The following is a 23,237-nucleotide window of genomic DNA, read 5'->3' as shown; positions in this document are numbered from 1 at the left end:
GAGATGAGTGTGATGCGCACCGGTATTATCGCGAAGAAGCTGGGCATGACCCGGTTGTTCAGGGAAGACGGCACCCACGTGCCGGTGACCGTGCTGCACATGGACGATGTGCGCGTGGTTGCCGCCCGCACCAAGGAACGTGACGGCTACGCGGCCGTTCAGCTCGGCTTCGGCCATGCCAAGACGAAGAACGTGACGAAGCCGATGAAGGGCCACTTCGCCGCGGCGAAGGTCGAGCCGGCGAACCGGCTGGTCGAGTTCCGCGTCGCGGACGATGCGGTGCTGGAAGCCGGCCAGGTGCTTTCGGCGGCGCATTTCACCGTCGGCCAGAAGGTCGATGTCGCCGGCATCAGCAAGGGCAAGGGCTTCGCCGGCGGCATGAAGCGCTGGAACTTCCGCGGCCTTGAGGCCTCGCACGGCGTCTCGATCAGCCATCGTTCGCTGGGGTCGACCGGTAACCGCCAGGATCCGGGCAAGACCTTCAAGAACAAGAAGATGGCCGGCCATCTCGGCGGCGAGCGCATCACGACCCTCAATCTCGAGGTCGCGGCGATCGATGAGGCGCGCAACCTCATCATGATCAAGGGCGCGGTGCCGGGCGCCAAGGACGGCTACGTCCTGGTGCGCGACGCGGTCAAGACGGCCCGCCCGGCCGATGCTGCCTATCCGGCGGCGCTGAAGGCCTGAGGAGAGCGACATGCAGATCGACATTTCAACCCTCGATGCCGGCTCGGCCGGCAAGGCCGAGCTGCCCGAGGAATATTTCGCCGCCACGCCGCGCGCCGACATCATGGCCCGCGTGGTGCACTGGCAGCTCGCGAAGCGCCGTGCCGGCACCCACAAGGTGAAGGGCATGGGCGAGGTCAGCGGCACGACGAAGAAGCCGTATCGCCAGAAGGGCACCGGCAACGCCCGCCAGGGCTCGCTGCGCGCGCCGCAGTTCCGCACCGGCGGCGCCGTGCACGGCCCGGTCGTTCGCGATCATGGCTATTCGCTGAACAAGAAGGTCCGCCGTCTCGGCCTGATCTCGGCGCTGTCGCAGAAGCTGGCCGAGGGCAAGCTGGTCGTGCTCGACACGGTCGCCGGCGTCTCGAAGACGAGCGAACTGAACGTCAAGCTGAAGAAGCTCGGCTGGGGCCGCACGCTGGTGGTGGATGCGGTGGTGGACGAGGGCTTCGCCCGCGCCAGCCGCAATCTGATCGGGATCGACGTGCTGCCGGTCGTCGGCGCCAACGTCTACGACATCCTCCAGCACGACACGCTGGCGATCACCGCCGCCGGGCTCGAGGGACTGAAGCGGCGTCTTGACGGCATCAAGGCCGGCGCCAACGAGGAGATCGCGGCATGAGCGAGACCGCTGAAAAGAAGGCGGCGCCGAAGAAGCCGGTGCTGTCGCGCGAGGCGATGTTCGACATCATCCGCGGGCCGCTGATCACCGAGAAGGCGACGGCCCTGTCGGAAAAAAACCAGGTCGGCTTCAAGGTGTCGCTCGATGCGACCAAGCCCGGCATCAAGGCGGCGGTCGAAACCCTGTTCGGCGTGAAGGTGCTGAGCGTGAACACGCTCGTCCAGAAGGGCAAGACAAAGCGCTTCAAGGGCCGCCCGGGCCGGCGTTCGGACTTCAAGAAGGCGTTCGTGACGCTGGCCGAGGGTCAGTCGATCGATTTCACGACGCGGCTGGCGTAAGGCGAGACTGAAACATGGCACTCAAGCATTTTAAACCGGTCACGGCGAGCCTTCGCGGCACCGTGCTGGTGGACCGGTCCGAGCTCTGGAAGGGCAAGCCGGTCAAGGGCCTGACCGAAGGGCTGACCAGCTCTGGCGGGCGCAACAACCATGGCCGCACCACGGTCCGGTTCCGTGGCGGCGGACACAAGCGCGCCTATCGCGTCGTCGACTTCAAGCGCCGCAAGTTCGACGTGGCGGCGACGGTCGAGCGCCTCGAATACGACCCGAACCGTTCGGCCTTCCTCGCCCTCGTGAAGTATGAGGACGGCGAACTGGCCTACATCCTGGCGCCGCAGCGCCTAAAGGTGGGTGACCAGGTCGTCGCCGGCGTCAAGGTCGACGTGAAGCCCGGCAATGCGATGCCGCTCTCGGCGATCCCGGTTGGCACGATCGTCCACAATATCGAGCTGAAGGCCGGCGCCGGCGGCAAGCTGGCCCGTTCGGCCGGCACCTTCGCCCAGCTGGTCGGCAAGGACCAGGGCTATGCCCAGGTGAAGCTGATGTCCGGTGAGCTGCGTCTGATCCGCGGCGAGTGCATGGCGTCGATCGGCGCGGTGTCGAACCCCGATCACTCCAACCAGCAGCTCGGCAAGGCGGGTCGCAAGCGCTGGCTGGGCCGGCGTCCTCACAACCGCGGCGTCGCGATGAACCCGGTCGACCATCCGCTGGGTGGTGGCGAGGGGCGCACCTCTGGTGGTCGCAACCCGGTCACGCCGTGGGGCAAGCCGACCAAGGGTGCGAAGACGCGTGCGAACAAGCGGACTGACGGCCTTATCATCCGCCGTCGCAAGGTCGGGAAGGGCTGATCGAGATGACACGTTCCGTCTGGAAGGGCCCGTTCGTCGACGGGTACATGCTGAACAAGGCCGACGCCTCGCGCGCGTCGGGCCGCAACGAGATCATCAAGATCTGGTCGCGCCGCTCGACCATCCTGCCGCAGTTCGTCGGCCTTACCTTCGGCGTCTACAATGGCCGGAAGTTCCTGCCGGTGCAGGTGACCGAGAACATGGTGGGTCACAAGTTCGGCGAGTTCTCGCCGACCCGCACGTTCAATGGCCACGCGGCCGACAAGAAGGCGAAGCGAGGCTGACATGAGCAAACCGAATCATCCGCGCACGCTGGCCGACTCCGAGGCCGAGGCGGTTCTGCGCAACCTGCGCTGCAGCCCGCGCAAGCTCAATGTCGTCGCGGCATCCATCCGCAACAAGCCGGCGGGCAAGGCCGTGGCCGACCTCACCTTCAGCAAGCGCCGCATTGCGAAGGACGTGAAGAAGGCGCTGGAGTCGGCCATTGCCAACGCCGAGAACAACCATCAGCTGGATGTCGACCGCCTGGTCGTCACCACCGCCGATGTCGGCCGTTCGATCGTGATGCGCCGCTTCCATGCCCGTGGCCGTGGCCGCGCGGCGCGGGTCGAGAAGTGGTTCAGCCATCTGCGCATCGTCGTGGCCGAGCGCGACATCGAGACCAAGGCCGACCGCCGCGCCCGGCGCGCCGCGGCCAAGCCGGCGGCAAGTGCCAGCCCGGCGGCGAATGAAGGGGTGCCTGCGTAATGGGTCACAAAGTCAATCCGGTCGGGCTGCGGCTCGGCATCAACCGCACCTGGGACAGCCGCTGGTTCGCGGGCGCCGACTATGCGTCGCTGCTGCATGACGACCTCAAGTTGCGCGAACATCTGCTCGGCCGCCTGTCCGGCGCCGGCGTCTCCAAGGTGCTGATCGAGCGTCCGGCGAAGAAGCCGCGCGTGACGATCTATGCCGCGCGTCCCGGCGTGGTCATCGGCAAGAAGGGTCAGGACATCGAGGTGCTCAAGAAGGAGCTCTCCTCGATGGCGAAGGCCGACGTGTCGCTGAACATCGTCGAGATCCGCAAGCCCGAGATCGATGCCGCGCTGGTCGCCCAGAACATCGCCCAGCAGCTCGAACGCCGCGTCGCGTTCCGCCGCGCCATGAAGCGCGCCGTCCAGTCGGCGATGCGCCTCGGCGCCCAGGGCATCCGGATCAACTGCAGCGGCCGTCTCGGCGGCGCCGAGATCGCCCGCATGGAGTGGTATCGCGAAGGTCGTGTGCCCCTGCACACGCTGCGCGCCGACATCGATTTCGGCGTCGCCACCGCGAAGACCACCTATGGCACCTGCGGCGTGAAGGTCTGGATCTTCAAGGGCGAGATCATGGCTCACGACCCGATGGCGCAGGACCGCCGCGCCGCCGAACAGGCGCCGCAGCGCTGAGCCGGAGCAGATAATATGTTGTCACCGAAGCGAACGAAATTCCGCAAGGCGCACAAGGGCCGCATCCACGGCACCGCCAAGGGGAACACGCAGCTCAATTTCGGCCAGTTCGGCCTCAAGGCGCTGGAGCCGGAGCGGATCACCGCGCGGCAGATCGAATCCGCCCGCCGGGCCATCACGCGCCAGATGAAGCGCGCCGGCCGCGTGTGGATCCGCATCTTCCCGGACCTGCCGGTCTCCACCAAGCCGGCCGAAGTCCGCATGGGCTCGGGCAAGGGCGCCCCGGAATACTGGGTGGCGCGCGTCCAGCCGGGCCGCATCATGTTCGAGATCGACGGTGTTGCCGAAGGCATCGCGCGCGAGGCACTGAAGCTCGGCGCCGCGAAGCTGCCGATCAAGACCAAGATCGTCACCCGTATCGGAGAGGCCTGAGATGACGAAGGCGACCGACATCCGGACCAAGACGCCGGACGAACTGAACGACATGCTGCTCGAACTGAAGCGCGAGCAGCTGAACCTGCGGTTCCAGCGGGCCACCGGCCAGCAGGAGAACACCAGCCAGATCCGCAAGGCGCGTCGGGACGTTGCACGTGTGAAGACGATTCAGGCCGAGCGCGCCCGCGCCGCGGCCAAGGCTTGAGGGGTTTAGAGTTATGCCGAAGCGCGTCCTGACCGGACGGGTCGTGAGCGACAAGATGGACAAGACCGTCACGGTGCTTGTCGAGCGTCGCGTCATGCATCCGCTTTACAAGAAATTCATCCGCCGCTCGAAGAAGTATGCGGCGCATGACGAAGGCAATGTCTGCGCGATGGGCGATCTGGTGCGGATCGAGGAGTGCCCGCCGATCAGCAAGCGCAAGGCCTGGCTCGTGACCGCGCGCAACGGCGAGCCGGTCGGCGCCGCCGCCGAAGCCCAGGGAGCGTGAGATGATCATCGTTGAATCCAATCTCGACGTTGCCGACAATTCGGGCGCGCGCCGGGTGCAGTGCATCAAGGTGCTGGGCGGCTCGAAGCGCCGCACCGCCTCGGTCGGCGATGTCATCGTCGTCTCGATCAAGGACGCGATCCCCCGCGGCAAGGTGAAGAAGGGCGATGTGCACCAGGCCGTCGTCGTTCGCACCGCCTACCCGGTGCGCCGCGCCGATGGCAGCGTGATCCGCTTCGACCGCAATGCGGCCGTGCTGATCAACAAGCAGATGGAGCCGATCGGCACCCGTATCTTCGGGCCGGTCACCCGCGAGCTGCGCGCGCGCAAGTTCATGAAGATCATCAGCCTGGCGCCGGAGGTGCTGTAATATGGCCGCGCGTATCCGTAAGGGCGACCGGGTAGTCGTGATCGCCGGCGCGAGCAAGGGCCGCGAAGGCGAGGTTCTGCGCGTGCTGCCGGCCGAGAACAAGGCCGTGGTCTCGGGCGTGGCGGTGGCGAAGCGCCACACCAAGGCCCGTGGCATGGGCGAGCAGGGCGGCATCATCCAGAAGGAGATGCCGGTCCATCTGTCGAATATTGCACTGATCGATCCGGAGACGAAGAAGCCGACCCGCGTGGGCTTCCGCGTTCTCGAGGACGGTCGCAAGGTCCGGGTCGCCCGCAAGAGCGACTCCGTGATCGATGGTTGAGGATAGAGCGATGAGCGAGGCCATTGCCAAGACCCGGCTTCAGCAGCACTACGAGACCGTGGTGCGCGAGGCGCTGCAGAAGGAGTTCGGCTACACGAACCCGATGCAGGTGCCGAAGCTTGAGAAGATCGTGATCAACATGGGCGTCGGCGAGGCGGCCGCGGACCAGAAGAAGCTCGACGCCGCGGTGGCCGAGCTGACGCTGATCGCCGGCCAGAAGCCGGTCAAGACGGTGGCGAAGAAGGCGATCGCCGGCTTCAAGATCCGCAAGGGCCTGCCGATCGGCTGCAAGGTGACGCTGCGCCGCGCGCGGATGTACGAGTTCCTTGACCGGCTGGTGACGATCGCGCTCCCCCGCGTGCGCGACTTCCGCGGCATCTCGGGCAAGGGTTTCGACGGCCGCGGCAATTTCGCCATGGGTCTCAAGGAGCAGATCGTGTTCCCCGAGATCGAGTACGACAAGGTCGACGACATGCGCGGCATGGACATCGTGTTCGTGACCACGGCGCCGACCGATGCCGAGGCGAAGGCACTGCTCAAAGGGTTTGAGATTCCGTTCGTCAACTGAGCGGATTTTCAGGCGCGTAAACGGATTTAGTGGAAAACCGCCGGGAAGTGCCGGCAGGTTCCGGAGGATAGAAGACGATGGCGAAGACCTCTCAGGTCAATCGGAATAAGCGGCGCGAGAAGATGGCGGCGCGTGATGCGGCGAAGCGCGCGGCGCTGAAGGCGATCGTGAACGACCGTTCCCTCCCTGTGGAGGACCGGTTCGACGCGACGCTGAAGCTCGCGCAACTCCCGCGCAACGGCGCGAAGACCCGCGTGCGGCTGCGCTGCGAACTGACCGGGCGCGCCCGCGGCAACTATCGCAAGTTCAAGCTCTGCCGTGTCGCGCTGCGCGACCTCGCGAGCGCCGGGCAGATTCCGGGCATGGTCAAGTCGAGCTGGTAAGGGGATAATACATGTCGATGTCTGATCCCCTGGGTGACATGCTCACCCGCATCCGCAACGCGCAGCGCGCCCGCCACGCGGTGTGCGTCGCGCCTGCGTCGAACCTGCGCGCCAACGTGCTCGACGTGCTGAAGCGCGAAGGCTTCATTCGCGGCTTCTCCAAGGAAGAGCTTCGCCCCGGTGTGGCCCAGCTGCGCATCGAGCTCAAGTACAACGACGGCGAGCCGGTGATCAAGGAAATCACCCGCGTTTCCCGTCCGGGCCGCCGCGTGTATTCCAAGATCAAGGAGCTGCCGCGCGTCTATGCCGGGCTCGGCGTGTCGATCCTGTCGACCCCGCGCGGCGTGATGAGCGATGTCGAGGCACGCACCGCCAATGTCGGCGGCGAAGTGCTCTGCCGCGTCTTCTGAGGAGGCAGCATCATGTCACGAGTTGGTAAATATCCGGTCGCGCTGCCGCAGGGTGTGTCGATCACCGTGGTCGACGGCATCCTGACCGCGAAGGGCAAGCTGGGCGAGCTGAAGATGCCCCTGTCCGAGCGGGTCGAGACGGTGGTCGAGGACGGCAAGGTGACGGTGTCGCCGCGCGACAAGGAAGCGGCCTCGCGGATGATGTGGGGCACCACCCGCGCCAATGTGGCCAACATGGTCCAGGGCGTTTCGCAGGGCTACGCCAAGACGCTCGAGATCAACGGCACGGGTTTCCGCGCCGCGGTCCAGGGCAGCAACCTGGTGATGAATCTCGGCTTCTCGCACGATGTGGTCTATCCGGTGCCGCAGGGCATCAAGATCACCTGCGAAAAGCCGACCTCGATCAAGGTCGAGGGTATCGACAAGCGTCTGGTCGGGCAGGTCTGCGCCGAGCTCCGCGCCTTCCGTCCGCCCGAACCCTACAAGGGCAAGGGTGTGAAGTTCGAGGGCGAGGCGATCCGCCGCAAGGAAGGCAAGAAGAAGTAATGAGCGCTGTACACGAAAACGAGGCGCGGCGCCGCCAGCGCCTCCGCTACCAGATCCGCCTGAAGGCGCATGGCCGCCCGCGGCTGTCGGTGTTCCGGTCGGGCAAGCACATCTACGCCCAGGTGATCGACGATGCCGCCGGCCGCACGCTGGCCGCGGCCTCCTCGCTCGATGCCGGGTTGCGTTCGGCGCTGAAGACCGGCGCCGACAAGGCGGCCGCCGCGGCGGTGGGCAAGCTCGTCGCCGAGCGCGCGAAGGAGGCCGGGGTCACCCAGGTCGTCTTCGACCGTGGCGCCTACATGTATCATGGCCGGGTGAAGGCCCTGGCCGAAGCCGCTCGCGAGAGCGGTCTGGATTTCTGAGGAGCAGGGCATGGCACGCGAACCGAGAGAAGGCCGGGGCCGCGAGCGCGAGCGGGATCGCGATGGCGACGAGCTGATCGACAAGCTCGTCACCATCAACCGCGTCGCGAAAGTGGTGAAGGGCGGCCGTCGCTTCGCCTTCGCCGCCCTCGTGGTGGTGGGCGACCAGAAGGGCCGGGTCGGCTTCGGCGCCGGCAAGGCGAAGGAAGTCCCGGAAGCCATCCGCAAGGCGACCGAGCGCGCGAAGCGCGGCATGATCCGCGTCCCGATGAAGGAAGGCCGCACGCTGCATCACGACATCGAGGGCCGCTTCGGCGCCGGTCATGTCGTCCTGCGCGCGGCGCCCCCCGGCACCGGCATCATCGCCGGCGGTCCGATGCGCGCGGTGTTCGAGACCCTCGGCATCGGCGACGTCGTGGCGAAGTCGCTGGGCAGCCGCAACCCGCACAACATGGTGAAGGCCACGGTCGCGGCGCTTTCGCAGTGCGCGAGCCCGCGCAGCGTCGCCTCGCGTCGCGGCAAGAAGGTCGCCGACCTGTTCGGCCCGAAGCGCGAGAAGGAGGCCCCGGCCGATGTCTGAGCAGGTGAAGCGGGTGCGCGTCACCCAGGTCGGATCGCCGATCGGCCGCAAGCCGGGCCAGAAGGAGACCCTGATCGGTCTCGGCCTGCACCGGATGAACGCGAGCCGTGAACTCGCCGCCACCCCGGAAACGCTCGGCCGCATCCGCAAGGTCAAGCATCTCCTGAAGGTCGAGGAGCTGTCGTAATGAAACTGAACGAACTGCGCGACAATCCGGGCGCGCGTCCCAAGTCGAAGCGGCTCGGCCGCGGCATCGGCTCGGGCAAGGGCAAGACGTCCGGCAAGGGCGTCAAGGGCCAGAAGGCGCGTGAGGGCGTGTCGCTGAACGGGTTCGAGGGCGGCCAGCTCCCGATCTACCGGCGTCTGCCGAAGCGCGGCTTCAACAACGTCAACCGCAAGGACTACGCGCCGCTCAATGTCGGCACCCTCGCGGCGCTGATCGAGTCCGGCAAGATCGACGCCGGCCAGAAGATCACCGAGGCGACGTTGCGCGCCGCCGGCGTCTATGCCGGCTCGAAGCTCGCCGGCGTGCGTCTGCTCGGCCGCGGCGAGATTTCGCAGAAGGTCGAGATCGAGGTGTCCGGCGCGTCCGCCAGCGCGATCGCGGCGATCGAGCAGGCCGGCGGCAGCGTGACCACTACGGTCGCGCGCGCGGAGCCGGCATCTGCCTGAACCACTTGCCGTGACCACCAAGGTTGCGGCACACTAGAGCCTGACGAACGGCGCTGCAGGTCGTGAGTTTTCACTGACCCGCGGCGCCGTTCCGGTTTCCGGAGATACGGCACGCTGCCGTTGGATGAGGGATATTCATGGCGTCCGCCGCTGAGCAACTCGCTTCGAGCTTCAACCTCGAAACCCTGTCGAAGGCGACCGATCTCAAGAAGCGGATCTGGTTCACCCTCGGCGCGCTGATCGTTTTCCGCCTTGGCACCTATATCCCGATCCCCGGGGTCGACCCGACGGTGATGGAGCACATGCTCGCCCAGAACGGCGGCGGCATCCTCGGCATGTTCAACATGTTCAGCGGCGGCGCGCTCGGCCGCATGACCGTGTTCGCCCTGAACATCATGCCCTACATCTCGGCCTCGATCATCATGCAGCTGCTCCAGGCGGCCGTGCCCCAGCTCGAGGCGCTGAAGAAGGAAGGCCAGACCGGGCAGCAGAAGATCAATCAGTACACCCGCTACCTGACCGTGCTGATCGCGCTCGCCCAGTCCTACGGCATCGCGATCGGACTTGAGAGCATCACCTCCACGGTCGGCCCCGCGGTGCTCGATCCGGGCCTGTTCTTCATCGTCACCACCGTGATCACGCTGACCGGCGGCTCCGTCTTCCTGATGTGGGTGGGCGAGCAGATCACCTCGCGCGGCATCGGCAACGGCTCGAGCCTGATCATCTTCGCCGGCATCGTCGCCGCCCTGCCGGGCGCGATCGCCAGCGTGCTCCAGCTCGGCGCCTCCGGCGGCCTGTCCACCGGCTTCGTCATCGGCTTCTTCGTGCTCTCGCTCGCGGTGGTCGCCTTCGTCGTGTTCATGGAGCGTGCCCAGCGCAAGGTGCTGATCCAGTATCCGAAGCGCCAGGTCGGCAACCGGATGTTCGGCGGCGATTCGTCGCATCTGCCGATGAAGGTGAACACCTCCGGCGTGATCCCGCCGATCTTCGCCAGCTCCCTGCTGCTGATCCCGGCCACGGTGATCGGCTTCAGCCACGGCACCGGCCCCGGCTGGCTGCAGTTGCTGGCCCGCGAACTCTCCAACGGCCAGCCGGGCTACATGCTGCTCTATGCCGGCCTGATCATCTTCTTCTCGTATTTCTATACGGCTGTCGTGTTCAACCCGGAAGAAACCGCCGACAATCTCAAGAAATATGGCGGATTTGTTCCAGGAATCCGCCCAGGCGCAAATACAGCCAAATATTTCGACACGGTGCTGACCCGCCTCACCACGATCGGCGCGGCCTATCTCGTGATCGTCTGTCTCATTCCACAGTTCCTGATCGGCCAGTTCGACCTTGCGGCGGGATATTATTTCGGCGGCACCTCGCTGCTCATCGTGGTATCTGTTACGATGGACACGGTAGCGCAGATCCAGTCGCACCTTCTGGCACACCAGTATGAAGGCCTGATCCGAAAAGGCCGAGGGAGAACACGCGGTCGATGAACATCATTCTTTTGGGACCACCCGGTGCCGGCAAGGGCACCCAGGCCAAGATCCTGCAGGATCGTTACGGTGTTGCCCAGATCGCGACCGGCGACATGCTGCGGGCCGAGGTGAAGGCGGGCACCGAGCTGGGCCGCGCGGCGAAGGCGGTGATGGAGTCGGGCGCGCTGGTTTCGGACGAGATCATCATCGGCATGCTGCGCAACCGCCTGTCCCAGCCGGACTGCCGCAACGGCTTCATCCTCGACGGTTTTCCGCGCACGGTGCCGCAGGCCGAGGCGCTGGACACGATGCTCGCCGAGCAGAAATTCGATCTCGACGCCGTCATCCTGCTCAAGGTCGACGAGGCGGTGCTGGTCGAGCGCATTTCCGGCCGCTTCACCTGTGCGCATTGCGGCGCCGGCTATCACGACAAGTTCCACCCGACCGGCGTCCCCGGCGTGTGCGACAAATGCGGCAGCCATGATTTCGTCCGCCGGCCGGACGACAAGGCCGAGGTCGTGAAGGACCGCCTGGTCGCCTACAATGCGCAGACCGCGCCGATCCTGCCCTATTACGAGCAGAAGGGCCGACTTCACGTCGTCGACGGGATGGCCGCGATGGATCAGGTGACGGCCGAGATCGAGGGCGCGCTGCGCCGCGCCGGGGTCGCCGCGCCGGCAACGGCATGAACGGCCCCGATCACGCAAATTTGATCAAGGTCGATTGACTCTGACCGGGTCGGGCTTTAGACAACCAGTCTTGCGGCGCTCCCTGGCGGGGCGCCGCACTTTGTTCAGGCGATGCCGGCCCGCCGGGCCCGTGCTTCGCCTTCCGTTGGATGATCTTCCCTGCCGCCGGCGCGATCCGGCGGCGATCTAAGGAGCAGACCGTGGCGCGTATTGCCGGCGTAAACATTCCTTCGAACAAGCGCGTGCTGATCAGCCTGCGTTACATCTACGGCATCGGGCCCGCCAAGGCGCGCGAAATCTGCCAGTCCCTCGAGATCGGCGAAGACAAGCGCGTGAACCAGCTCTCCGAAGACGAGATCATGAAGATCCGCGAGCTGATCGACAGGGACTATCGCGTCGAGGGTGACCTGCGTCGCGAAGTCGCCATGAACATCAAGCGGCTGGTCGATCTCGGCTGCTATCGCGGGTTGCGCCATCGCAAGGGCCTGCCGGTCCGCGGCCAGCGCACCCACACCAACGCCCGCACCCGCAAGGGCAAGGCGGTCGCGATCGCCGGCAAGAAGAAGGCGACCCGCTAAGCCCTTCCGCCGCGCCCTACCGACTGACCGCGCCGCCCGCCCACGGGCCGGCGTATCGAGACAGAGACAGGATTATCCATGGCCAAAGCAGCCTCCACGCGTCCCCGCCGCAAGGAACGCAAGAACATTTCCTCGGGCGTCGCTCACGTGCTCGCGAGCTTCAACAACACGATGGTGACGATCTCCGACGCCCAGGGCAACGCGATCTCGTGGTCCTCCGCCGGCAGCCAGGGTTTCAAGGGCAGCCGCAAGTCGACCCCGTACGCCGCCCAGGTTGCCGCCGAGGATGCCGGCCGCAAGGCGCGCGAGCATGGCATGGAGACGCTGGAAATCGAAGTGAGCGGCCCCGGGGCCGGACGCGAGAGCGCGCTGCGCGCCCTGCAGACGATCGGCTTCTCGATCACCGCGATCCGCGACCTGACCCCGATTCCGCATAACGGCTGCCGCCCGCGCAAGCGCCGTCGCGTCTGACCGCGCGGGCCGCGTCGGCGGCCCGGCCCGGAGCGCGCGGCTCCACCGCGCCGCCGGAGAGTCGGCACGTTTTTGGATGGGGTGAGGGTGGCATCGCCGCCCGACCGGAGGGACTGATGTTGAGAGACACGCACTTGGCCTTGCAGCGGAACTGGCAGTCGCTGCGCAAGCCGGAAAAACTGGATATCGAACCCGGCGCGGACGACACGCGCGTCGCGACGATCATTGCCGAGCCGCTCGAGCGCGGCTTTGGCCTGACCCTCGGCAACGCCCTGCGCCGCGTCCTGCTGTCGTCCCTGCACGGCGCCGCCGTGACCTCGGTGCGGATCGACGGCGTGCTGCACGAATTCTCCTCGATCGCCGGCGTGCGCGAGGATGTGACCGACATCGTGCTCAACATCAAGCAGATCGCCGTGCGCATGCATGGCGACGGTCCGAAGCGGATGACCGTCTCCGCCACCGGCCCCTGCGAGGTGACCGCCGGCATGATCCAGACCGGACACGACATCGAGGTCATGAACCCCGAGCTGGTGATCTGCACGCTGGACGATGGCGCGACGCTCGGCATGGAATTCACGGTCGAGTCCGGTCGCGGCTACGTCCCCGCCGCCGCCAACCGCCCGGAAGACGCGCCGATCGGCCTGATCCCGGTCGACTCGATCTACTCGCCGGTCCGCCGCGTGTCCTACCGCGTCGAGCCGACCCGCGTCGGCCAGGTGACCGACTATGATCGGCTGATCCTGAACATCGAGACCAACGGCGCCGTCACGCCGGAGGATGCCGTGGCCCTCGCCGCCCGCATCCTGCAGGACCAGCTCGGCATGTTCATCAACTTCGAGGAACCGCAGCGCCTCCGCGCCGAGGAGCCGCGCCCCGAGCTGCCGTTCAACCCGAACCTGCTCCGCAAGGTCGACGAGCTGGAGCTCTCGGTCCGGTCGGCGAACTGCCTCAAGAACGACAACATCGTCTATATCGGCGACCTCGTGCAGAAATCCGAACAGGAAATGCTCCGCACGCCGAATTTCGGCCGCAAGTCGCTGAACGAGATCAAGGAAGTCCTCTCCGCCATGGGCCTCGGCCTCGGCATGGTTGTGCAGGACTGGCCGCCCGAAAACATCGAGGAGCTGGTCAAACGCTCCGACAACCCGTTCTGATCGCCTTTCCACCCAACGCTTTTCGTCTTTACTGATCCGGAGTCACTCCCATGCGTCACGGCCTTGCAGGACGTAAACTCGGCGTCACCGCGTCCCACCGCGCGGCCATGTTCCGCAACATGGCGGTCGCCCTGCTCAAGCACGAGCAGATCACCACCACGCTGCCCAAGGCCAAGGAGCTCCGGCCCGTTGCCGAGAAGCTGATCACCCTTGGCAAGCGCGGCGGCCTGCATGCGCGCCGCCAGGCCCATGCGCTGCTGCGCGACGACGTCATCGTCGCCAAGCTCTTCGACTCGCTGGCCGACCGCTACAAGGAACGCCAGGGCGGCTACACCCGCGTCCTGAAGGCCGGCATGCGCTATGGCGACGCGGCCGACATGGCCGTGATCGAACTGGTCGACCGCGATCCCGCCGCCAAGGGGCAGGACAGCGGGCCGAAGCCCGAGGTTGCGTCCGACGAGGACGAAGCCGGCGAGGCGGCCGCGGCCTGATCGCCGCCGCATTTCCGGTCCGGATGAAGGGCGCGGCGCCAGCCGCGCCTTTTTTCGTTCCGCGGTCGCCCCACATCACATCCCGACATCCAGACACGGAGCGACGATGCGATTCGACCAGATCACCGCCGAAACCCCGACCGAGTCCGGCCTCGCCGCCGCCTACCGGGCGCTCCACGCGGAGCTCGACGCCGGCGCCGTCGGCCCCGCGATCGACGCCTGGGAGGCCCTGCGCCGGGACCACGGCACCTGGTCCAGCCTCGTCCATCTGCGCTTCTCGCAGGACACCGCCGATCCGGCCCGCAAGGCGGCGCGGGAATTCGCCGATGCGCTCGGCCCCGTCGTCGCCGATCACGAGACGACGTTCAAGGCCCGCCTGCTGGGCCTCGATCCGGCCCCGCTCGAAGCCCGCTTCGGCGCCCACGCGCTGGCGATGTGGCGCAACGACGTCACCACCTTCCGCCCCGAAATCGCCGCCGATCTCGAAACCGAATCCCGCCTCGCCGCCGACTACACGGCGCTGCTCGCCAGCGCCCGCATCGCGTTCGACGGCCAGACGCTGAACCTCTCCGGCCTCGGCCCCTATGCCGAAAGCCCCGACCGCGCGGTCCGCCACGATGCCGCCGCCGCCCGCTGGGCCTTCTTCGCCGAGCACGGCGCCACGCTCGACGACCTCTACGACCGGCTGGTGAAGCTCCGCCACCGCATCGCCCGCACCCTGGGCGACGCCAGCTTCACCGCGCTCGCCTATCGCCGCATGGGCCGGCTCGACTACGGCCCCGCCGAGGTGGCGACCTATCGCGAGGAAGTCCGCCGCCACGTCGTCCCCCTCGTCGCCCGGCTGATGGAACGCCGCCGCGCCGAAAACGGGCTCGACCGCCTGATGGCCTGGGACGAGCCGATGATCGACCCCGAGGGCAATCCGAAACCCGTCGGCGGCCGGGCGGTGCTGGAGCAGGCCGCCACCGAGATGTTCGCGGCGATGGACCCGCGCCTTGATGCCTTCTACCGCGCGATGCGCGAGGGCGGCTTCATGGATCTCGACAACCGCCCCGCCAAGGCCGGCGGCGGCTTCTGCACCAGCTTTCCCAGCATCGGCATGCCGTTCATCTTCGCCAACTTCAACGGCACGCATCACGACGTCGACGTGTTCACCCACGAGATGGGCCACGCGTTCCAGAATTACATGAGCCGGCAACAGCCGGTCTCCGACTATTTCTGGCCGACCATGGAGGCCGCGGAAATCCATTCGATGAGCCTGGAATTCCTCGCCCATCCGCATATCGCGCCGATGTTCGGCGCCGCCACCGCGCGCTACCGGCGGATGCACCTGATCGGCGCGCTGGAATTCCTGCCCTACGGCGTCTGCGTCGATCACTTCCAGCACGAGATCTACGCCGATCCCGATCTCACGCCGGCCGATCGGCACGCCATCTGGCGCCGCCTCGAACAGCTCTATCTGCCCTGGCGGGACTGGGGCGACCTCGCCTATCCGGCGATGGGCGGCCGCTGGCAGGCGCAGATGCACATCTACCGCTCGCCCTTCTACTATATCGACTACACCCTGGCGCAGTGCTGCGCGCTGCAGTTCTGGGTCGCCTCGCAGCGCGACGAGCGCGCCGCCTTCGACACCTATGTGAACCTCTGCGCCCTCGGCGGCTCGCGCCCCTTCGGCGGCCTGGTCGCCGCCGCCGGCCTCGTCTCGCCCTTCACCCCGGGCGCCCTGCGCGATGCCGTGCGCGCCGCCGCGCAGGCGCTGGATCTGTCATAGAGCATCAACATGATGGAGCACGACATCCGATCCGGAAGGACCGGAAAGTGCTCCAGACCGGGAGCCGAAGAATGACCTTCCCCACCGTCGCCGCCGGCTATGGCGCCCTGCTCGCCCTGATCTACCTCGTCCTCTCGCTCTGGGTCGGCTTCGGCCGCTTCGGCTTCCGGGTGATCCACGGCGATGGCGGCAACGATCGCCTCGCCCGCCGCATCCGCGCCCATGCTAATTTCGCCGAATACGTCCCGCTGATCCTTCTCCTCGCCGCCCTGCTGGAGGCGAGCGGGGCCGGGCGGCTCGAGATGAACGCGCTGCTCTTCCCGCTGCTGGTCGCGCGCATCATCCACCCGTTCGGCATGATCGCGCCGGAGAATTCGCCGCAGCAATTCCTCTGCCGCGCGCCCGGCGCGCTCATCACCTGGCTCGTCCTCGGCGCGGAGGCGATCCTGCTGCTGGCGCGCCTGCGATGAGCGATGCCGCCCTGGCCCGGGTCCGCGCCGCCCTGCGCGCCGCCGGCCTCGCCGATGGCCTGATCCGCGAATTCCCCGCCGGCACCGCGACCGCCGCCGATGCCGCCGCCGCCCTCGGCTGCGATGTCGCCGCGATCGCCAAGTCGATCGTCTTCCGCGCCGGCGATGCGCCGGTGCTCGCGATCGCCTCCGGGGCGAACCGCGTCGGCAAGAGCCGTCTCGCCGCCGTCCTCGGCGCGAAACTCGCCCCCGCCAGCCCCGATTTCGTGCGCGATGCCACCGGCTTCGCGCCCGGCGGCGTGTCCCCCGCCGGCCACGATCCGGCGATGCGCATCGTCATCGACCGCGATCTCTTCGCCTTCGCCGAGGTCTGGGCCGCGGCCGGCACGCCCCGTCACGTCTTTCCGGTCACGCCTGACGGCCTGGTCCGCCTGACCGGCGGCCTGGTCGCCGACATCAGGCAGGAGGGCTGATCACGGATCGCGCCGCATCACCATCCGCACGCCGATATTGATCGCCAGCACGACGAGCATGACCAGCAGCGCCGCGGCGAAGGCGAGGGCGTGCGATTCCGGGTTCGGTTCGTTGATGAAGGTCCAGATCACGTAGGTCAGGTAGCCGATCGGCTCGTTGGTGAGCTTCCCGGTCCAGAGATAGTTCGACCACCCGGCGGTATAGATCAGCGGCGCCGTCTCGCCGACCGAGATGGCGAGCGAGAGCAGCACGCCGGTGATCACCCCCGGCGCCGCCGCCGCCAGCACGATGCGCGAGGCCACGGTGTGGTCCCGCGCGCCCAGCGCGTAGGCCGCCTCGCGCATGCTGGTCGGCACCCGCCGCAGCGACAGCTCGGTGATCCGCGCCAGATAGGGCACGACCATGATGGCGAGCGTGATCGCCCCGGCCAGCGCCGAGAACTTCCAGCCCAGCCCGATCACCATCGTGATGTAGGAGAAATAGCCGAGCACGATCGAGGGCGTGCCGGTCAGCGTGTCGGCCAGGAATCGCACGGTCGCGGCGAGGCGGTTCGAGCCGTATTCCGAGAGATAGATCCCGGCGCCGATCCCGATCGGCGTGGCGATCAGGAGCGAGCCGAGCGAGAGCACCAGCGTGCCGATGATCGCGTTCTGCAGCCCGCCGGTCACCCCGTTGGTCGAGGTGGTGAAGAGTTCGATCGAGAAGGCCGAGGCCCCCTTGAGCGTCACCGTCAGCACGAGGTCGAGCAGCGGCACCGCGATCAGCAGGAAGGCGAGGGTGCACAGCCCCCACCCGACGATATTGGTCGCGTAGCGCCGCCGCTCCAGCGTGGTCAGCCGCGCCGGCGCGGCGTCATGCATTGCGGACATTGATCGTCCTCCTGACCAGCAGCCGCGCCGCGGCGTTCACCAGCACGGTGATGACGAACAGCACCAGCGCGATTTCCGCGAGCGACTTCACCGCCATGTTGCTCGGGTCCTGCAACGCGCTGTCGAGCTGCGAGAGGATGAAGGCGGCCATCGTGCTGATCGGGGTGAAGATCGTCCCCGGCAGGTAGTTGAGCGCGCCGCCCGAGACCATCAGCACCGCCATCGTCTCGCCCAGCGCGCGGCCGAGCGCCAGCACGATGCCGCCGATCAGCGTGACGCGCGCGGTCGGCAGCATGGTGCTGGTGACCACCTCGAAATGCGTCGCCCCCAGCGCATAGGCCGATTCGCGCAGCTCGCGCGGCACCTGGTTCAGCGCGTCGTAGAGCGTCGTGGTGATGATCGGCGTGATCATCAGCGCCAGCACGATCGAGGCGGCGAGCAGCCCGTAGCCGCTGCCGGTGCTGTTGCTCATGTTGAAGAAGGGGATGAAGCCGAGCGTCGCGGTGATCGCCGGGCTGATCCAGTTCGCGATCAGCGGCACCAGCACGAAAATGCCCCACAGGCCGAACACCACGCTCGGCACCACAGCGACCAGCTCGACCAGCATGGTCAGCCAGGGCCGCATCCGCGCCGGCGCCTTTTCCGAAAGAAACATCGCGGCGCCGACGCTCACCGGCACGGCGAACAGGATCGCGAGGAAGGAGGAGAACAGCGTGCCGACGATGAAGGCGAGAATCCCGTAATTCGCTCCCGGCGGCACCTCGTAGCCATGGCGCATCACCGTGTTGCCGTAGAGATTTCCGAGATTCCAGTTGATCGTCCACAGGAAGCGCAGCCCGTTGAACCCGATCGCCTGCCACGAATAGCGCGCGAGGAAGAAGACGATGGCGGCAAGGGCGAGCGGAATCACCAGGGCGACCGCCGCCATGGCCAGCCTGAACGGTTTCACCTTCGACATGCGGGTGCCTTTACACGAAACTGCCCTCCCGGCGAAGCCGGAAGGGCAGGGTAGGCTTGTTCCGGCCTGTGGCCGCCCGGATCAGCTGCCGATCTGGGCGATCTGCTTCGCGGAGAGTTCGCGGATCTTCTTCGGCAGCGCCTTGAAATGCACCTGCTTCAGATACTGCTCCGAGTTGCCCTCGTTCGAGGCCCAGGTCAGCAGCGTCTTCACCGCATCGGCGGTGGCCTTGTTCGGCTGCTTCTTGTTCACGATCGCATATTCGTAGTTGATGATCGGGTAGCTGTTCGCCCCCGGCGCGAAGACGAGGCTGATGCGCTCGTCCGCCGGCGTCTTGTCGCCCAGCGCGGCGGCGGCGGCGCTGATCGTCGAGGCGGTCGGCAGCAGCGCCTTGCCCGCGCGGTTCACCAGCTTCGCGGTGCCGAGCTTCGCCGCGTCGATCTGCTTGGTGAAGCTGACGCCGACATAGGCGATCGAAAACTTGTTGCCCTTCAGCGCCTCGACCATGCCGGGGTTGCCCTGTGCGCCGAGCCCGCCCTGCACCGCCGGCCAGGAGATGCTGGTGCCGTAGCCGACCTTGCTGTTCCACTCCGGCGTCGAGAAGCTCAGATACTGCGAGAAGATGAAGGTGTCACCCGAACCGTCGGTGCGGTGCACCGGGATGATCTTGTGGTTCGGCAGCTTCACCCCCGGGTTCAGCTTCGCGATCGCCGGCGAATCCCAGTTGGTGATCTTGCCGGAATAGATGTCGGCGAGCACCGGGCCGGAGAACACCAGGTGGTGACCGTTCAGGCCGGGGATGTTGTAGTTGATCGACTGCGCCGAGATCGCCAGCGGGATGTTCAGGATGCCGGGGTTCTGCTTCAGCTGGCCGTTCGACATGTAGGCGTCGGACGCGCCGATCTGCACGAGACCCTTGATCGCCTGCGCGATGCCGGTGCCCGAGCCGGTGCCCTGGGTCGTCACGCGGATGCCCGGATGCGCCTTCTCGAAATGCGGCACCCAGATGTTGAACAGCGGGTAGAGCAGCGTGGAGCCGGTCTCGGTCAGCGTGACGGTCTGCGCGGCAGAGGCGACGCCGGCGCCGATGCCGGCGACGAGCAGCGCCGCGGCGCCGGAGCGCAGAAGGACGGAGCGCCGAAGTTTGTTGTCTGATCGCACGATGGATCTCCCTGTCGGTTGCGATGGGCAGCAGGTGGGTTGAACGCATCGCTGCGTCCTGACGCGCCCTCTAGATGATCCTGTGTGACAAGGCGACCGGCTGTCGGTTAAGCTTTTATGACAACCGATCGCCCTTTGTGACAGCCGCGCCGTTTTTCAACCCTTGCGCGATCCGTCCGCGCAGCATCTCAACCGGTGTTTCCAGTCCCGCGTAGCGGATCGCCCGCCGCAGCCGCTTGCCATCCTCGCCGCGCACCTGAAGCGTGAGCGTCGTCGGCGTCACCTCGGCGGCGGCGATGTCCGCCCAGACATGGTGCTCCGTCTCCGCCGGCCGGCGCAGCAGCGCGACGCCGTCCGCCCCGATCACCGCGCGCGTCCGCACCGCCCGGTCGCCATGCCGCCGCCGCATCGACTCGACCGAGCCGATCACCGCGATCGTGCCCGACAGCGGCAGCAGCAGCGCCATCGCGGTCAGGAACGGGCTGGGCCTGGCCGTGTGCACGAACACGAACGGCGCCGCGAGGCCGAGCAGCAGGATCATCAGTGCCACCGGCAGGGGCGGGCTGGTCTTCGCCGGCCCCGCGCGCAGCGCGAGGTCGTCCTCCAGCTTGTTCCGATCGTCGCTCCCGTCATCGCTCATCTGCGCAAATTGCCGGAGCGCCGCCGGTTTGTCGATCATCCCCCCCGGGGCATAGTAACGGCGATGGACCCCGAGTCGCCCCGCCCCGGCCTTGCCGAACTCTTCGCCGGTTTCTTCGCGGCCGGCCTGTCGGGTTTCGGCGGCGTGCTGCCCTTCGCCCGCCGCATCATGGTCGAGCGCCGCGGCTGGCTCACCGGGGCCGAGTTCGCCGACCTGTTCAGCCTCTGCCAGTTCCTGCCCGGCCCGAACGTGGTTAACCTCGCCGCCGCCTTCGGCGCCCGCCAGCGCGGCCCGAAGGGGGCGGTGGTCGCCATCGCCGGCCTGCTCGCGGCGCCGGTCGTCATCGTCATCGCGCTGGGTGCGGTCTATGAGCGGATCGGCGGCATCCCCCTCGTCCATCACGCCCTGCTCGGCCTCGCCGCCGGCGCCGCCGGCCTGTTCGCCGCCGCCGCGCTGCGAATCGCCTGGCCCGTGCTGCACCGCCCCGCCCGTGCCGCCATCGTCGGCCTCGCCTTCGTCCTGTTCGGCGTGCTGCATCTCGCCCTGCCGGTGGTGATCGGCATCGCCACGCCCCTCTCCGTGCTGCTGGCCTGGCGGTTCAGGGCATGATCCTGCTGGTCCTGCTCGGCCTGTTCGCCGGCCTCTCCCTGATCGCGATCGGCGGCGTCGCCAGCACCCTGCCGGCGATGGCCCGCGCCGTCGTCGCCCATCACTGGATGACCGCGCCGCAATTCGCCGCCCTGTTCGGTCTTGCCCAGACCAGCCCGGGGCCGAACATGCTCGTCGTCACGCTGATCGGCCTGCACGTCGCCGGCCTCGCCGGCGCGCTGGTCGCCACGCTGGGGATGATCGGCCCGTCCAGCGTGCTGACGGTGCTGGTCTCCGGCGTGTGGGAGCGGTTCCGCACCGCGCGCTGGCGGCTGCTCCTGCAGGCGGCGATCACGCCGGTCTCCGGCGGGCTGATCCTTGCCGCCGCCTCCGTCGTCGTCCGCGCAGCGGATCGCGGGCCGCCGGCCTGGGCGCTCACGCTCGGTGTCATGCTGGCGGCGCTCCGCTTCCGCCTGCACCCGCTGGCGCTGCTCGCCGTCGCCGCCGCCCTGGGCACGCTGCTGTTTTAGGGCCTCTCGGGAAGGATCGGAGAGTGCTCTACGGCCGCCCCCGGCGCGCCGTTGCCTTGGCCGCGCCCACCGGGTCCCGGCGCGGCGGCACCAGCAGGCCGCGATTGGGCAGTTGCGCGAACCGGCCGATATCCGCCGCCGGCTGGCCGAACAGGTAGCCCTGCACGAAATTGCAGCCGCACTCCCGCACGAAGGCCAGCGCCTCCGGCGTCTCGATCATCTCGGCGATCGTCGAGATCCCCATGCGCCGGCACAGCTCGGTCAGCGCGCTGAGGAAGGCGCGCCCCTTCTGCGCCCGCTGGGCGTGGCGGATCGCCGCGCCGTCGAACTTCACCGCGTCGACCTCCAGCACCGAGAGATAGCGGAACGACGCGGCGCCGGCGCCGAAATCGTCGAGCGTCACGCCGAAGCCGCGCCGCCGCAGCCCCTGGATGAAGCCGTTCGCCGCGTCGAGATCGGCGATCTGCGCACTCTCCGTGATCTCGAACGACAGCCGGCGGCGCAGCCAGATATTCTCCTCCAGCAGCCGGTGCAGCCCCTCGGCATAGGCGGCGCTGTTGATCGACCGGCCGGAAATGTTGACCGCGATGCAGACATGCTCGTCGTTCAGCGGCAGCGTCCCGAGCCAGGACACCGCCTTGCGCGCCATCGCGAGGTCGAATTCCTCGATCAGCCCGGTTTCCTCGGCCAGCAGGATGGTCTCGAAGGGCGAGCCGGTGCCCGCCTCGTCGAACCGGGTCAGCGCCTCGAAGTGATGGATCGCGCCGCTGCGGATATCGACGATCGGCTGGAAGGCGATGCCGAACACCCCGTCATCGATCGCGCGGCGCAGCCGCGTCACGCTGCCCATCGCGTCGCTCAGCCGCTCGCGCAGCCGCTGCCCCGCCTCGTGCAGCGACAGTTCGCTGCCCTCGCCGAACCGGTGCATCGCATAGACCAGCCCGCGGGCGAGGTCGCCCTCGCTCATCCCCTCCGCCTGCATCGGCAGCGTCATCGACTCGATCCGCGGCGGCGGCGCCGTCGGATCGGCGGCATGGATCATCGCCTCGATCTGGTGGATCACCGCGCCGAAGGTCCGTCCCGCCTCGTGCAGCACCGAATAATGCCCCGAATCCAGCCGCATCGCCGTGTCGCCGCCGAGCGAATGGGCGCGCAGCAGGTCGCCGAGCGTCTCGCCGAGCGGCTGGCCGCCCTCCTGCGCGATCCCCGGAATCGCGAACAGCGTCATTTCCGCCCCCTGCGCGCCGGCGGCGGCGAGGCGTTCGGCGAGGCGCGGCACCTCCTCGATCTCTTCCGGCTCGTCCGGCGCGTCCTCCGCCAGCTTGCGCATGGACACGTAGATCGCATCCCGCGCGGTATCCAGCCGGTGCGCCGCGACGCTCACCCGCGCCCCCACGGCGCCGTCCCGCCCGGCGAGGCGGATCGTCCCCGCCAGCACCCGGCGCGTCGGCGTCAGCGACTCGAGCACCGCGGCAATGCGGCCGCGGTCCTGTGCGGCGATCAGGTCGGTGAGGTTCCGGCCGGTCCAGGCCTGCTCGGGCAGTCCGGTCAGCGCCTCGCTCGCGCCGGAGGCGGTCTCGATCCTGAGGCGCGGATCGAGGGTGAGAAGCAGGTCGCCCCAGCAGAACGCCAGCAGCGCGTATCTGTCCCGCTCCAGCCGCAGCGCAGTCGTGGCGGCTTCGGTATTCAGCATCCCGGTTCCAACTCCGCCCAGGCCGTCGCCAGGCGGCGGCATCTCGCCGCACTATCCGGAACTCCGGTTAATCCCGAGTAAATCGAAACAATCCGGAGCGCGTTCCGATCCTCCCGGACCGGACGTAGCGCTCT

At 67.7% G+C, this 23,237-nt stretch carries 36 protein-coding genes; 31 read left to right on the top strand and 5 right to left on the bottom strand.

Features of this window, described 5'->3' with window-relative positions; genetic code table 11:
* Positions 1-12 precede the first annotated feature (12 nt).
* The 29 genes from rplC (at position 13) to ACRY_RS12065 (ending at position 16,663) form a co-directional block, all read left to right on the top strand.
* The gene (gene rplC / locus ACRY_RS12205) at positions 13-687 is read left to right on the top strand and encodes a 50S ribosomal protein L3 (protein WP_007424173.1); all 675 of its coding nucleotides are present in this window, start codon (positions 13-15) and stop codon (positions 685-687) included.
* A 10-nt stretch (positions 688-697) separates the two neighbouring features.
* Positions 698-1,348 (top strand): 50S ribosomal protein L4, encoded by a 651-nt coding sequence (gene rplD / locus ACRY_RS12200; RefSeq protein WP_007424174.1) that lies wholly within the window; start codon positions 698-700, stop codon positions 1,346-1,348.
* 41 nt (positions 1,349-1,389) lie between these two features.
* On the top strand, positions 1,390-1,686 hold the full coding sequence (locus ACRY_RS12195; protein WP_172637351.1) for a 50S ribosomal protein L23: 297 nt from the start codon (positions 1,390-1,392) through the stop codon (positions 1,684-1,686).
* 14 nt (positions 1,687-1,700) lie between these two features.
* Entirely contained in the window at positions 1,701-2,534 is an 834-nt protein-coding gene (gene rplB / locus ACRY_RS12190) for a 50S ribosomal protein L2 (RefSeq protein WP_007424176.1), read from the top strand.
* A 5-nt stretch (positions 2,535-2,539) separates the two neighbouring features.
* A complete protein-coding gene (gene rpsS / locus ACRY_RS12185; RefSeq protein WP_007424177.1) occupies positions 2,540-2,818 on the top strand; it encodes a 30S ribosomal protein S19 in 279 nt (92 codons plus the stop codon).
* Position 2,819: 1 nt separating this feature from the next.
* Positions 2,820-3,281 carry a 50S ribosomal protein L22 gene (rplV, locus tag ACRY_RS12180; RefSeq protein WP_007424178.1) on the top strand — a complete coding sequence of 154 codons (462 nt, stop codon included), beginning with the start codon at positions 2,820-2,822 and terminating at the stop codon, positions 3,279-3,281.
* Entirely contained in the window at positions 3,281-3,958 is a 678-nt protein-coding gene (rpsC, locus tag ACRY_RS12175) for a 30S ribosomal protein S3 (protein ID WP_007424179.1), read from the top strand. Before rplV ends, rpsC begins: the two co-directional genes overlap by 1 nt.
* 15 nt (positions 3,959-3,973) lie before the next feature.
* The gene (gene rplP, locus ACRY_RS12170; protein ID WP_007424180.1) at positions 3,974-4,390 is read left to right on the top strand and encodes a 50S ribosomal protein L16; all 417 of its coding nucleotides are present in this window, start codon (positions 3,974-3,976) and stop codon (positions 4,388-4,390) included.
* Position 4,391: 1 nt separating this feature from the next.
* Entirely contained in the window at positions 4,392-4,598 is a 207-nt protein-coding gene (rpmC, locus tag ACRY_RS12165) for a 50S ribosomal protein L29 (RefSeq protein ID WP_007424181.1), read from the top strand.
* Between the two features lie 13 nt (positions 4,599-4,611).
* Positions 4,612-4,884 carry a 30S ribosomal protein S17 gene (gene rpsQ / locus ACRY_RS12160; RefSeq protein ID WP_007424182.1) on the top strand — a complete coding sequence of 91 codons (273 nt, stop codon included), beginning with the start codon at positions 4,612-4,614 and terminating at the stop codon, positions 4,882-4,884.
* 1 nt (position 4,885) lies between these two features.
* Positions 4,886-5,254 carry a 50S ribosomal protein L14 gene (gene rplN, locus ACRY_RS12155; RefSeq protein ID WP_007424183.1) on the top strand — a complete coding sequence of 123 codons (369 nt, stop codon included), beginning with the start codon at positions 4,886-4,888 and terminating at the stop codon, positions 5,252-5,254.
* A gap of 1 nt (position 5,255) precedes the next feature.
* Positions 5,256-5,576 (top strand): 50S ribosomal protein L24, encoded by a 321-nt coding sequence (gene rplX, locus ACRY_RS12150; protein WP_012039719.1) that lies wholly within the window; start codon positions 5,256-5,258, stop codon positions 5,574-5,576.
* A gap of 10 nt (positions 5,577-5,586) precedes the next feature.
* Positions 5,587-6,144, top strand: coding sequence for a 50S ribosomal protein L5 (gene rplE, locus ACRY_RS12145; RefSeq protein WP_007424185.1), 558 nt, complete (start codon positions 5,587-5,589; stop codon positions 6,142-6,144).
* Between the two features lie 77 nt (positions 6,145-6,221).
* Complete coding sequence (gene rpsN / locus ACRY_RS12140; protein ID WP_007424186.1) at positions 6,222-6,527, top strand: 30S ribosomal protein S14; 306 nt, start codon at positions 6,222-6,224, stop codon at positions 6,525-6,527.
* Positions 6,528-6,538: 11 nt separating this feature from the next.
* A complete protein-coding gene (rpsH, locus tag ACRY_RS12135; protein ID WP_007424187.1) occupies positions 6,539-6,937 on the top strand; it encodes a 30S ribosomal protein S8 in 399 nt (132 codons plus the stop codon).
* Between the two features lie 12 nt (positions 6,938-6,949).
* On the top strand, positions 6,950-7,483 hold the full coding sequence (gene rplF, locus ACRY_RS12130; RefSeq protein ID WP_012039717.1) for a 50S ribosomal protein L6: 534 nt from the start codon (positions 6,950-6,952) through the stop codon (positions 7,481-7,483).
* Entirely contained in the window at positions 7,483-7,845 is a 363-nt protein-coding gene (gene rplR, locus ACRY_RS12125) for a 50S ribosomal protein L18 (protein ID WP_007424189.1), read from the top strand. The genes rplF and rplR overlap by 1 nt, the downstream gene beginning before the upstream one ends.
* A gap of 10 nt (positions 7,846-7,855) precedes the next feature.
* Positions 7,856-8,425, top strand: a complete 570-nt coding sequence (gene rpsE / locus ACRY_RS12120; RefSeq protein ID WP_007424190.1) for a 30S ribosomal protein S5 — start codon at positions 7,856-7,858, stop codon at positions 8,423-8,425.
* Positions 8,418-8,612: a 50S ribosomal protein L30 gene (rpmD, locus tag ACRY_RS12115; protein ID WP_007424191.1), complete on the top strand. Its 195-nt coding sequence runs from the start codon at positions 8,418-8,420 to the stop codon at positions 8,610-8,612. Before rpsE ends, rpmD begins: the two co-directional genes overlap by 8 nt.
* Positions 8,612-9,097: a 50S ribosomal protein L15 gene (rplO, locus tag ACRY_RS12110; RefSeq protein WP_007424192.1), complete on the top strand. Its 486-nt coding sequence runs from the start codon at positions 8,612-8,614 to the stop codon at positions 9,095-9,097. Before rpmD ends, rplO begins: the two co-directional genes overlap by 1 nt.
* Positions 9,098-9,234: 137 nt before the next feature.
* Complete coding sequence (gene secY, locus ACRY_RS12105) at positions 9,235-10,584, top strand: preprotein translocase subunit SecY (protein ID WP_007424193.1); 1,350 nt, start codon at positions 9,235-9,237, stop codon at positions 10,582-10,584.
* Complete coding sequence (locus ACRY_RS12100; protein ID WP_012039716.1) at positions 10,581-11,255, top strand: adenylate kinase; 675 nt, start codon at positions 10,581-10,583, stop codon at positions 11,253-11,255. Before secY ends, ACRY_RS12100 begins: the two co-directional genes overlap by 4 nt.
* Positions 11,256-11,455: 200 nt before the next feature.
* A complete protein-coding gene (gene rpsM, locus ACRY_RS12095; RefSeq protein ID WP_007424195.1) occupies positions 11,456-11,833 on the top strand; it encodes a 30S ribosomal protein S13 in 378 nt (125 codons plus the stop codon).
* Positions 11,834-11,911: 78 nt separating this feature from the next.
* The gene (rpsK, locus tag ACRY_RS12090) at positions 11,912-12,304 is read left to right on the top strand and encodes a 30S ribosomal protein S11 (RefSeq protein ID WP_007424196.1); all 393 of its coding nucleotides are present in this window, start codon (positions 11,912-11,914) and stop codon (positions 12,302-12,304) included.
* 134 nt (positions 12,305-12,438) lie between these two features.
* The gene (locus tag ACRY_RS12085) at positions 12,439-13,458 is read left to right on the top strand and encodes a DNA-directed RNA polymerase subunit alpha (RefSeq protein WP_007424197.1); all 1,020 of its coding nucleotides are present in this window, start codon (positions 12,439-12,441) and stop codon (positions 13,456-13,458) included.
* 50 nt (positions 13,459-13,508) lie between these two features.
* The gene (gene rplQ / locus ACRY_RS12080; protein ID WP_007424198.1) at positions 13,509-13,949 is read left to right on the top strand and encodes a 50S ribosomal protein L17; all 441 of its coding nucleotides are present in this window, start codon (positions 13,509-13,511) and stop codon (positions 13,947-13,949) included.
* 106 nt (positions 13,950-14,055) lie between these two features.
* A complete protein-coding gene (locus ACRY_RS12075) occupies positions 14,056-15,720 on the top strand; it encodes a M3 family oligoendopeptidase (protein ID WP_012039714.1) in 1,665 nt (554 codons plus the stop codon).
* Between the two features lie 71 nt (positions 15,721-15,791).
* Positions 15,792-16,190 carry an MAPEG family protein gene (locus ACRY_RS12070; protein ID WP_007424200.1) on the top strand — a complete coding sequence of 133 codons (399 nt, stop codon included), beginning with the start codon at positions 15,792-15,794 and terminating at the stop codon, positions 16,188-16,190.
* On the top strand, positions 16,187-16,663 hold the full coding sequence (locus ACRY_RS12065; protein ID WP_007424201.1) for a YbaK/EbsC family protein: 477 nt from the start codon (positions 16,187-16,189) through the stop codon (positions 16,661-16,663). Before ACRY_RS12070 ends, ACRY_RS12065 begins: the two co-directional genes overlap by 4 nt.
* Here ACRY_RS12065 and pstA read toward each other — a convergent pair whose 3' ends face one another.
* From pstA to ACRY_RS12045, 4 genes are all read right to left on the bottom strand, one after another.
* Positions 16,664-17,533 carry a phosphate ABC transporter permease PstA gene (gene pstA, locus ACRY_RS12060; RefSeq protein ID WP_007424202.1) on the bottom strand — a complete coding sequence of 290 codons (870 nt, stop codon included), beginning with the start codon at positions 17,531-17,533 and terminating at the stop codon, positions 16,664-16,666.
* Positions 17,517-18,491 (bottom strand): phosphate ABC transporter permease subunit PstC, encoded by a 975-nt coding sequence (gene pstC / locus ACRY_RS12055; protein ID WP_007424203.1) that lies wholly within the window; start codon positions 18,489-18,491, stop codon positions 17,517-17,519. The genes pstA and pstC overlap by 17 nt, the downstream gene beginning before the upstream one ends.
* A gap of 81 nt (positions 18,492-18,572) precedes the next feature.
* On the bottom strand, positions 18,573-19,652 hold the full coding sequence (gene pstS / locus ACRY_RS12050; protein ID WP_007424204.1) for a phosphate ABC transporter substrate-binding protein PstS: 1,080 nt from the start codon (positions 19,650-19,652) through the stop codon (positions 18,573-18,575).
* A 115-nt stretch (positions 19,653-19,767) separates the two neighbouring features.
* Complete coding sequence (locus ACRY_RS12045; protein WP_231295248.1) at positions 19,768-20,292, bottom strand: hypothetical protein; 525 nt, start codon at positions 20,290-20,292, stop codon at positions 19,768-19,770.
* Between the two features lie 63 nt (positions 20,293-20,355).
* Here ACRY_RS12045 and ACRY_RS12040 point away from each other — a divergent pair, with 63 nt between their 5' ends.
* The gene (locus ACRY_RS12040) at positions 20,356-20,901 is read left to right on the top strand and encodes a chromate transporter (RefSeq protein ID WP_013640454.1); all 546 of its coding nucleotides are present in this window, start codon (positions 20,356-20,358) and stop codon (positions 20,899-20,901) included.
* Positions 20,898-21,410, top strand: coding sequence for a chromate transporter (locus ACRY_RS12035; protein ID WP_007423461.1), 513 nt, complete (start codon positions 20,898-20,900; stop codon positions 21,408-21,410). Before ACRY_RS12040 ends, ACRY_RS12035 begins: the two co-directional genes overlap by 4 nt.
* Before the next feature lie 28 nt (positions 21,411-21,438).
* On the opposite strand, the gene ACRY_RS12030 is transcribed toward ACRY_RS12035, so the two are convergent.
* The gene (locus ACRY_RS12030; protein ID WP_012039712.1) at positions 21,439-23,103 is read right to left on the bottom strand and encodes an EAL domain-containing protein; all 1,665 of its coding nucleotides are present in this window, start codon (positions 23,101-23,103) and stop codon (positions 21,439-21,441) included.
* Between the last annotated feature and the right edge of the window lie 134 nt (positions 23,104-23,237).

It is taken from the genome of Acidiphilium cryptum JF-5 (assembly GCF_000016725.1).
GTDB lineage: Bacteria > Pseudomonadota > Alphaproteobacteria > Acetobacterales > Acetobacteraceae > Acidiphilium > Acidiphilium multivorum.
This window is presented reverse-complemented; position numbering and strand designations above follow the sequence as displayed.

Bases quoted from the DNA above. Each gene is read 5' to 3' on its own strand.
- rpsH (WP_007424187.1), top strand. From the start codon at position 6,539: ATGTCGATGTCTGATCCCCTGGGTGACATGCTCACCCGCATCCGCAAC.
- ACRY_RS12030 (WP_012039712.1), bottom strand. From the start codon at position 23,103: ATGCTGAATACCGAAGCCGCCACGACTGCGCTGCGGCTGGAGCGGGAC.
- rplQ (WP_007424198.1), top strand. From the start codon at position 13,509: ATGCGTCACGGCCTTGCAGGACGTAAACTCGGCGTCACCGCGTCCCAC.
- rplF (WP_012039717.1), top strand. From the start codon at position 6,950: ATGTCACGAGTTGGTAAATATCCGGTCGCGCTGCCGCAGGGTGTGTCG.
- ACRY_RS12070 (WP_007424200.1), top strand. From the start codon at position 15,792: ATGACCTTCCCCACCGTCGCCGCCGGCTATGGCGCCCTGCTCGCCCTG.
- rplO (WP_007424192.1), top strand. From the start codon at position 8,612: ATGAAACTGAACGAACTGCGCGACAATCCGGGCGCGCGTCCCAAGTCG.
- ACRY_RS12045 (WP_231295248.1), bottom strand. From the start codon at position 20,292: ATGAGCGATGACGGGAGCGACGATCGGAACAAGCTGGAGGACGACCTC.
- rplP (WP_007424180.1), top strand. From the start codon at position 3,974: ATGTTGTCACCGAAGCGAACGAAATTCCGCAAGGCGCACAAGGGCCGC.
- rpmD (WP_007424191.1), top strand. From the start codon at position 8,418: ATGTCTGAGCAGGTGAAGCGGGTGCGCGTCACCCAGGTCGGATCGCCG.
- ACRY_RS12075 (WP_012039714.1), top strand. From the start codon at position 14,056: ATGCGATTCGACCAGATCACCGCCGAAACCCCGACCGAGTCCGGCCTC.
- rpsE (WP_007424190.1), top strand. From the start codon at position 7,856: ATGGCACGCGAACCGAGAGAAGGCCGGGGCCGCGAGCGCGAGCGGGAT.
- rplN (WP_007424183.1), top strand. From the start codon at position 4,886: ATGATCATCGTTGAATCCAATCTCGACGTTGCCGACAATTCGGGCGCG.
- rplE (WP_007424185.1), top strand. From the start codon at position 5,587: ATGAGCGAGGCCATTGCCAAGACCCGGCTTCAGCAGCACTACGAGACC.
- ACRY_RS12035 (WP_007423461.1), top strand. From the start codon at position 20,898: ATGATCCTGCTGGTCCTGCTCGGCCTGTTCGCCGGCCTCTCCCTGATC.
- rplB (WP_007424176.1), top strand. From the start codon at position 1,701: ATGGCACTCAAGCATTTTAAACCGGTCACGGCGAGCCTTCGCGGCACC.
- ACRY_RS12040 (WP_013640454.1), top strand. From the start codon at position 20,356: ATGGACCCCGAGTCGCCCCGCCCCGGCCTTGCCGAACTCTTCGCCGGT.
- rpmC (WP_007424181.1), top strand. From the start codon at position 4,392: ATGACGAAGGCGACCGACATCCGGACCAAGACGCCGGACGAACTGAAC.
- rpsS (WP_007424177.1), top strand. From the start codon at position 2,540: ATGACACGTTCCGTCTGGAAGGGCCCGTTCGTCGACGGGTACATGCTG.
- rpsK (WP_007424196.1), top strand. From the start codon at position 11,912: ATGGCCAAAGCAGCCTCCACGCGTCCCCGCCGCAAGGAACGCAAGAAC.
- rpsQ (WP_007424182.1), top strand. From the start codon at position 4,612: ATGCCGAAGCGCGTCCTGACCGGACGGGTCGTGAGCGACAAGATGGAC.
- ACRY_RS12065 (WP_007424201.1), top strand. From the start codon at position 16,187: ATGAGCGATGCCGCCCTGGCCCGGGTCCGCGCCGCCCTGCGCGCCGCC.
- rpsC (WP_007424179.1), top strand. From the start codon at position 3,281: ATGGGTCACAAAGTCAATCCGGTCGGGCTGCGGCTCGGCATCAACCGC.
- rpsN (WP_007424186.1), top strand. From the start codon at position 6,222: ATGGCGAAGACCTCTCAGGTCAATCGGAATAAGCGGCGCGAGAAGATG.
- ACRY_RS12100 (WP_012039716.1), top strand. From the start codon at position 10,581: ATGAACATCATTCTTTTGGGACCACCCGGTGCCGGCAAGGGCACCCAG.
- rplX (WP_012039719.1), top strand. From the start codon at position 5,256: ATGGCCGCGCGTATCCGTAAGGGCGACCGGGTAGTCGTGATCGCCGGC.
- rplV (WP_007424178.1), top strand. From the start codon at position 2,820: ATGAGCAAACCGAATCATCCGCGCACGCTGGCCGACTCCGAGGCCGAG.
- rplR (WP_007424189.1), top strand. From the start codon at position 7,483: ATGAGCGCTGTACACGAAAACGAGGCGCGGCGCCGCCAGCGCCTCCGC.
- rplC (WP_007424173.1), top strand. From the start codon at position 13: ATGCGCACCGGTATTATCGCGAAGAAGCTGGGCATGACCCGGTTGTTC.
- pstA (WP_007424202.1), bottom strand. From the start codon at position 17,533: ATGTCCGCAATGCATGACGCCGCGCCGGCGCGGCTGACCACGCTGGAG.
- rplD (WP_007424174.1), top strand. From the start codon at position 698: ATGCAGATCGACATTTCAACCCTCGATGCCGGCTCGGCCGGCAAGGCC.
- secY (WP_007424193.1), top strand. From the start codon at position 9,235: ATGGCGTCCGCCGCTGAGCAACTCGCTTCGAGCTTCAACCTCGAAACC.
- pstC (WP_007424203.1), bottom strand. From the start codon at position 18,491: ATGTCGAAGGTGAAACCGTTCAGGCTGGCCATGGCGGCGGTCGCCCTG.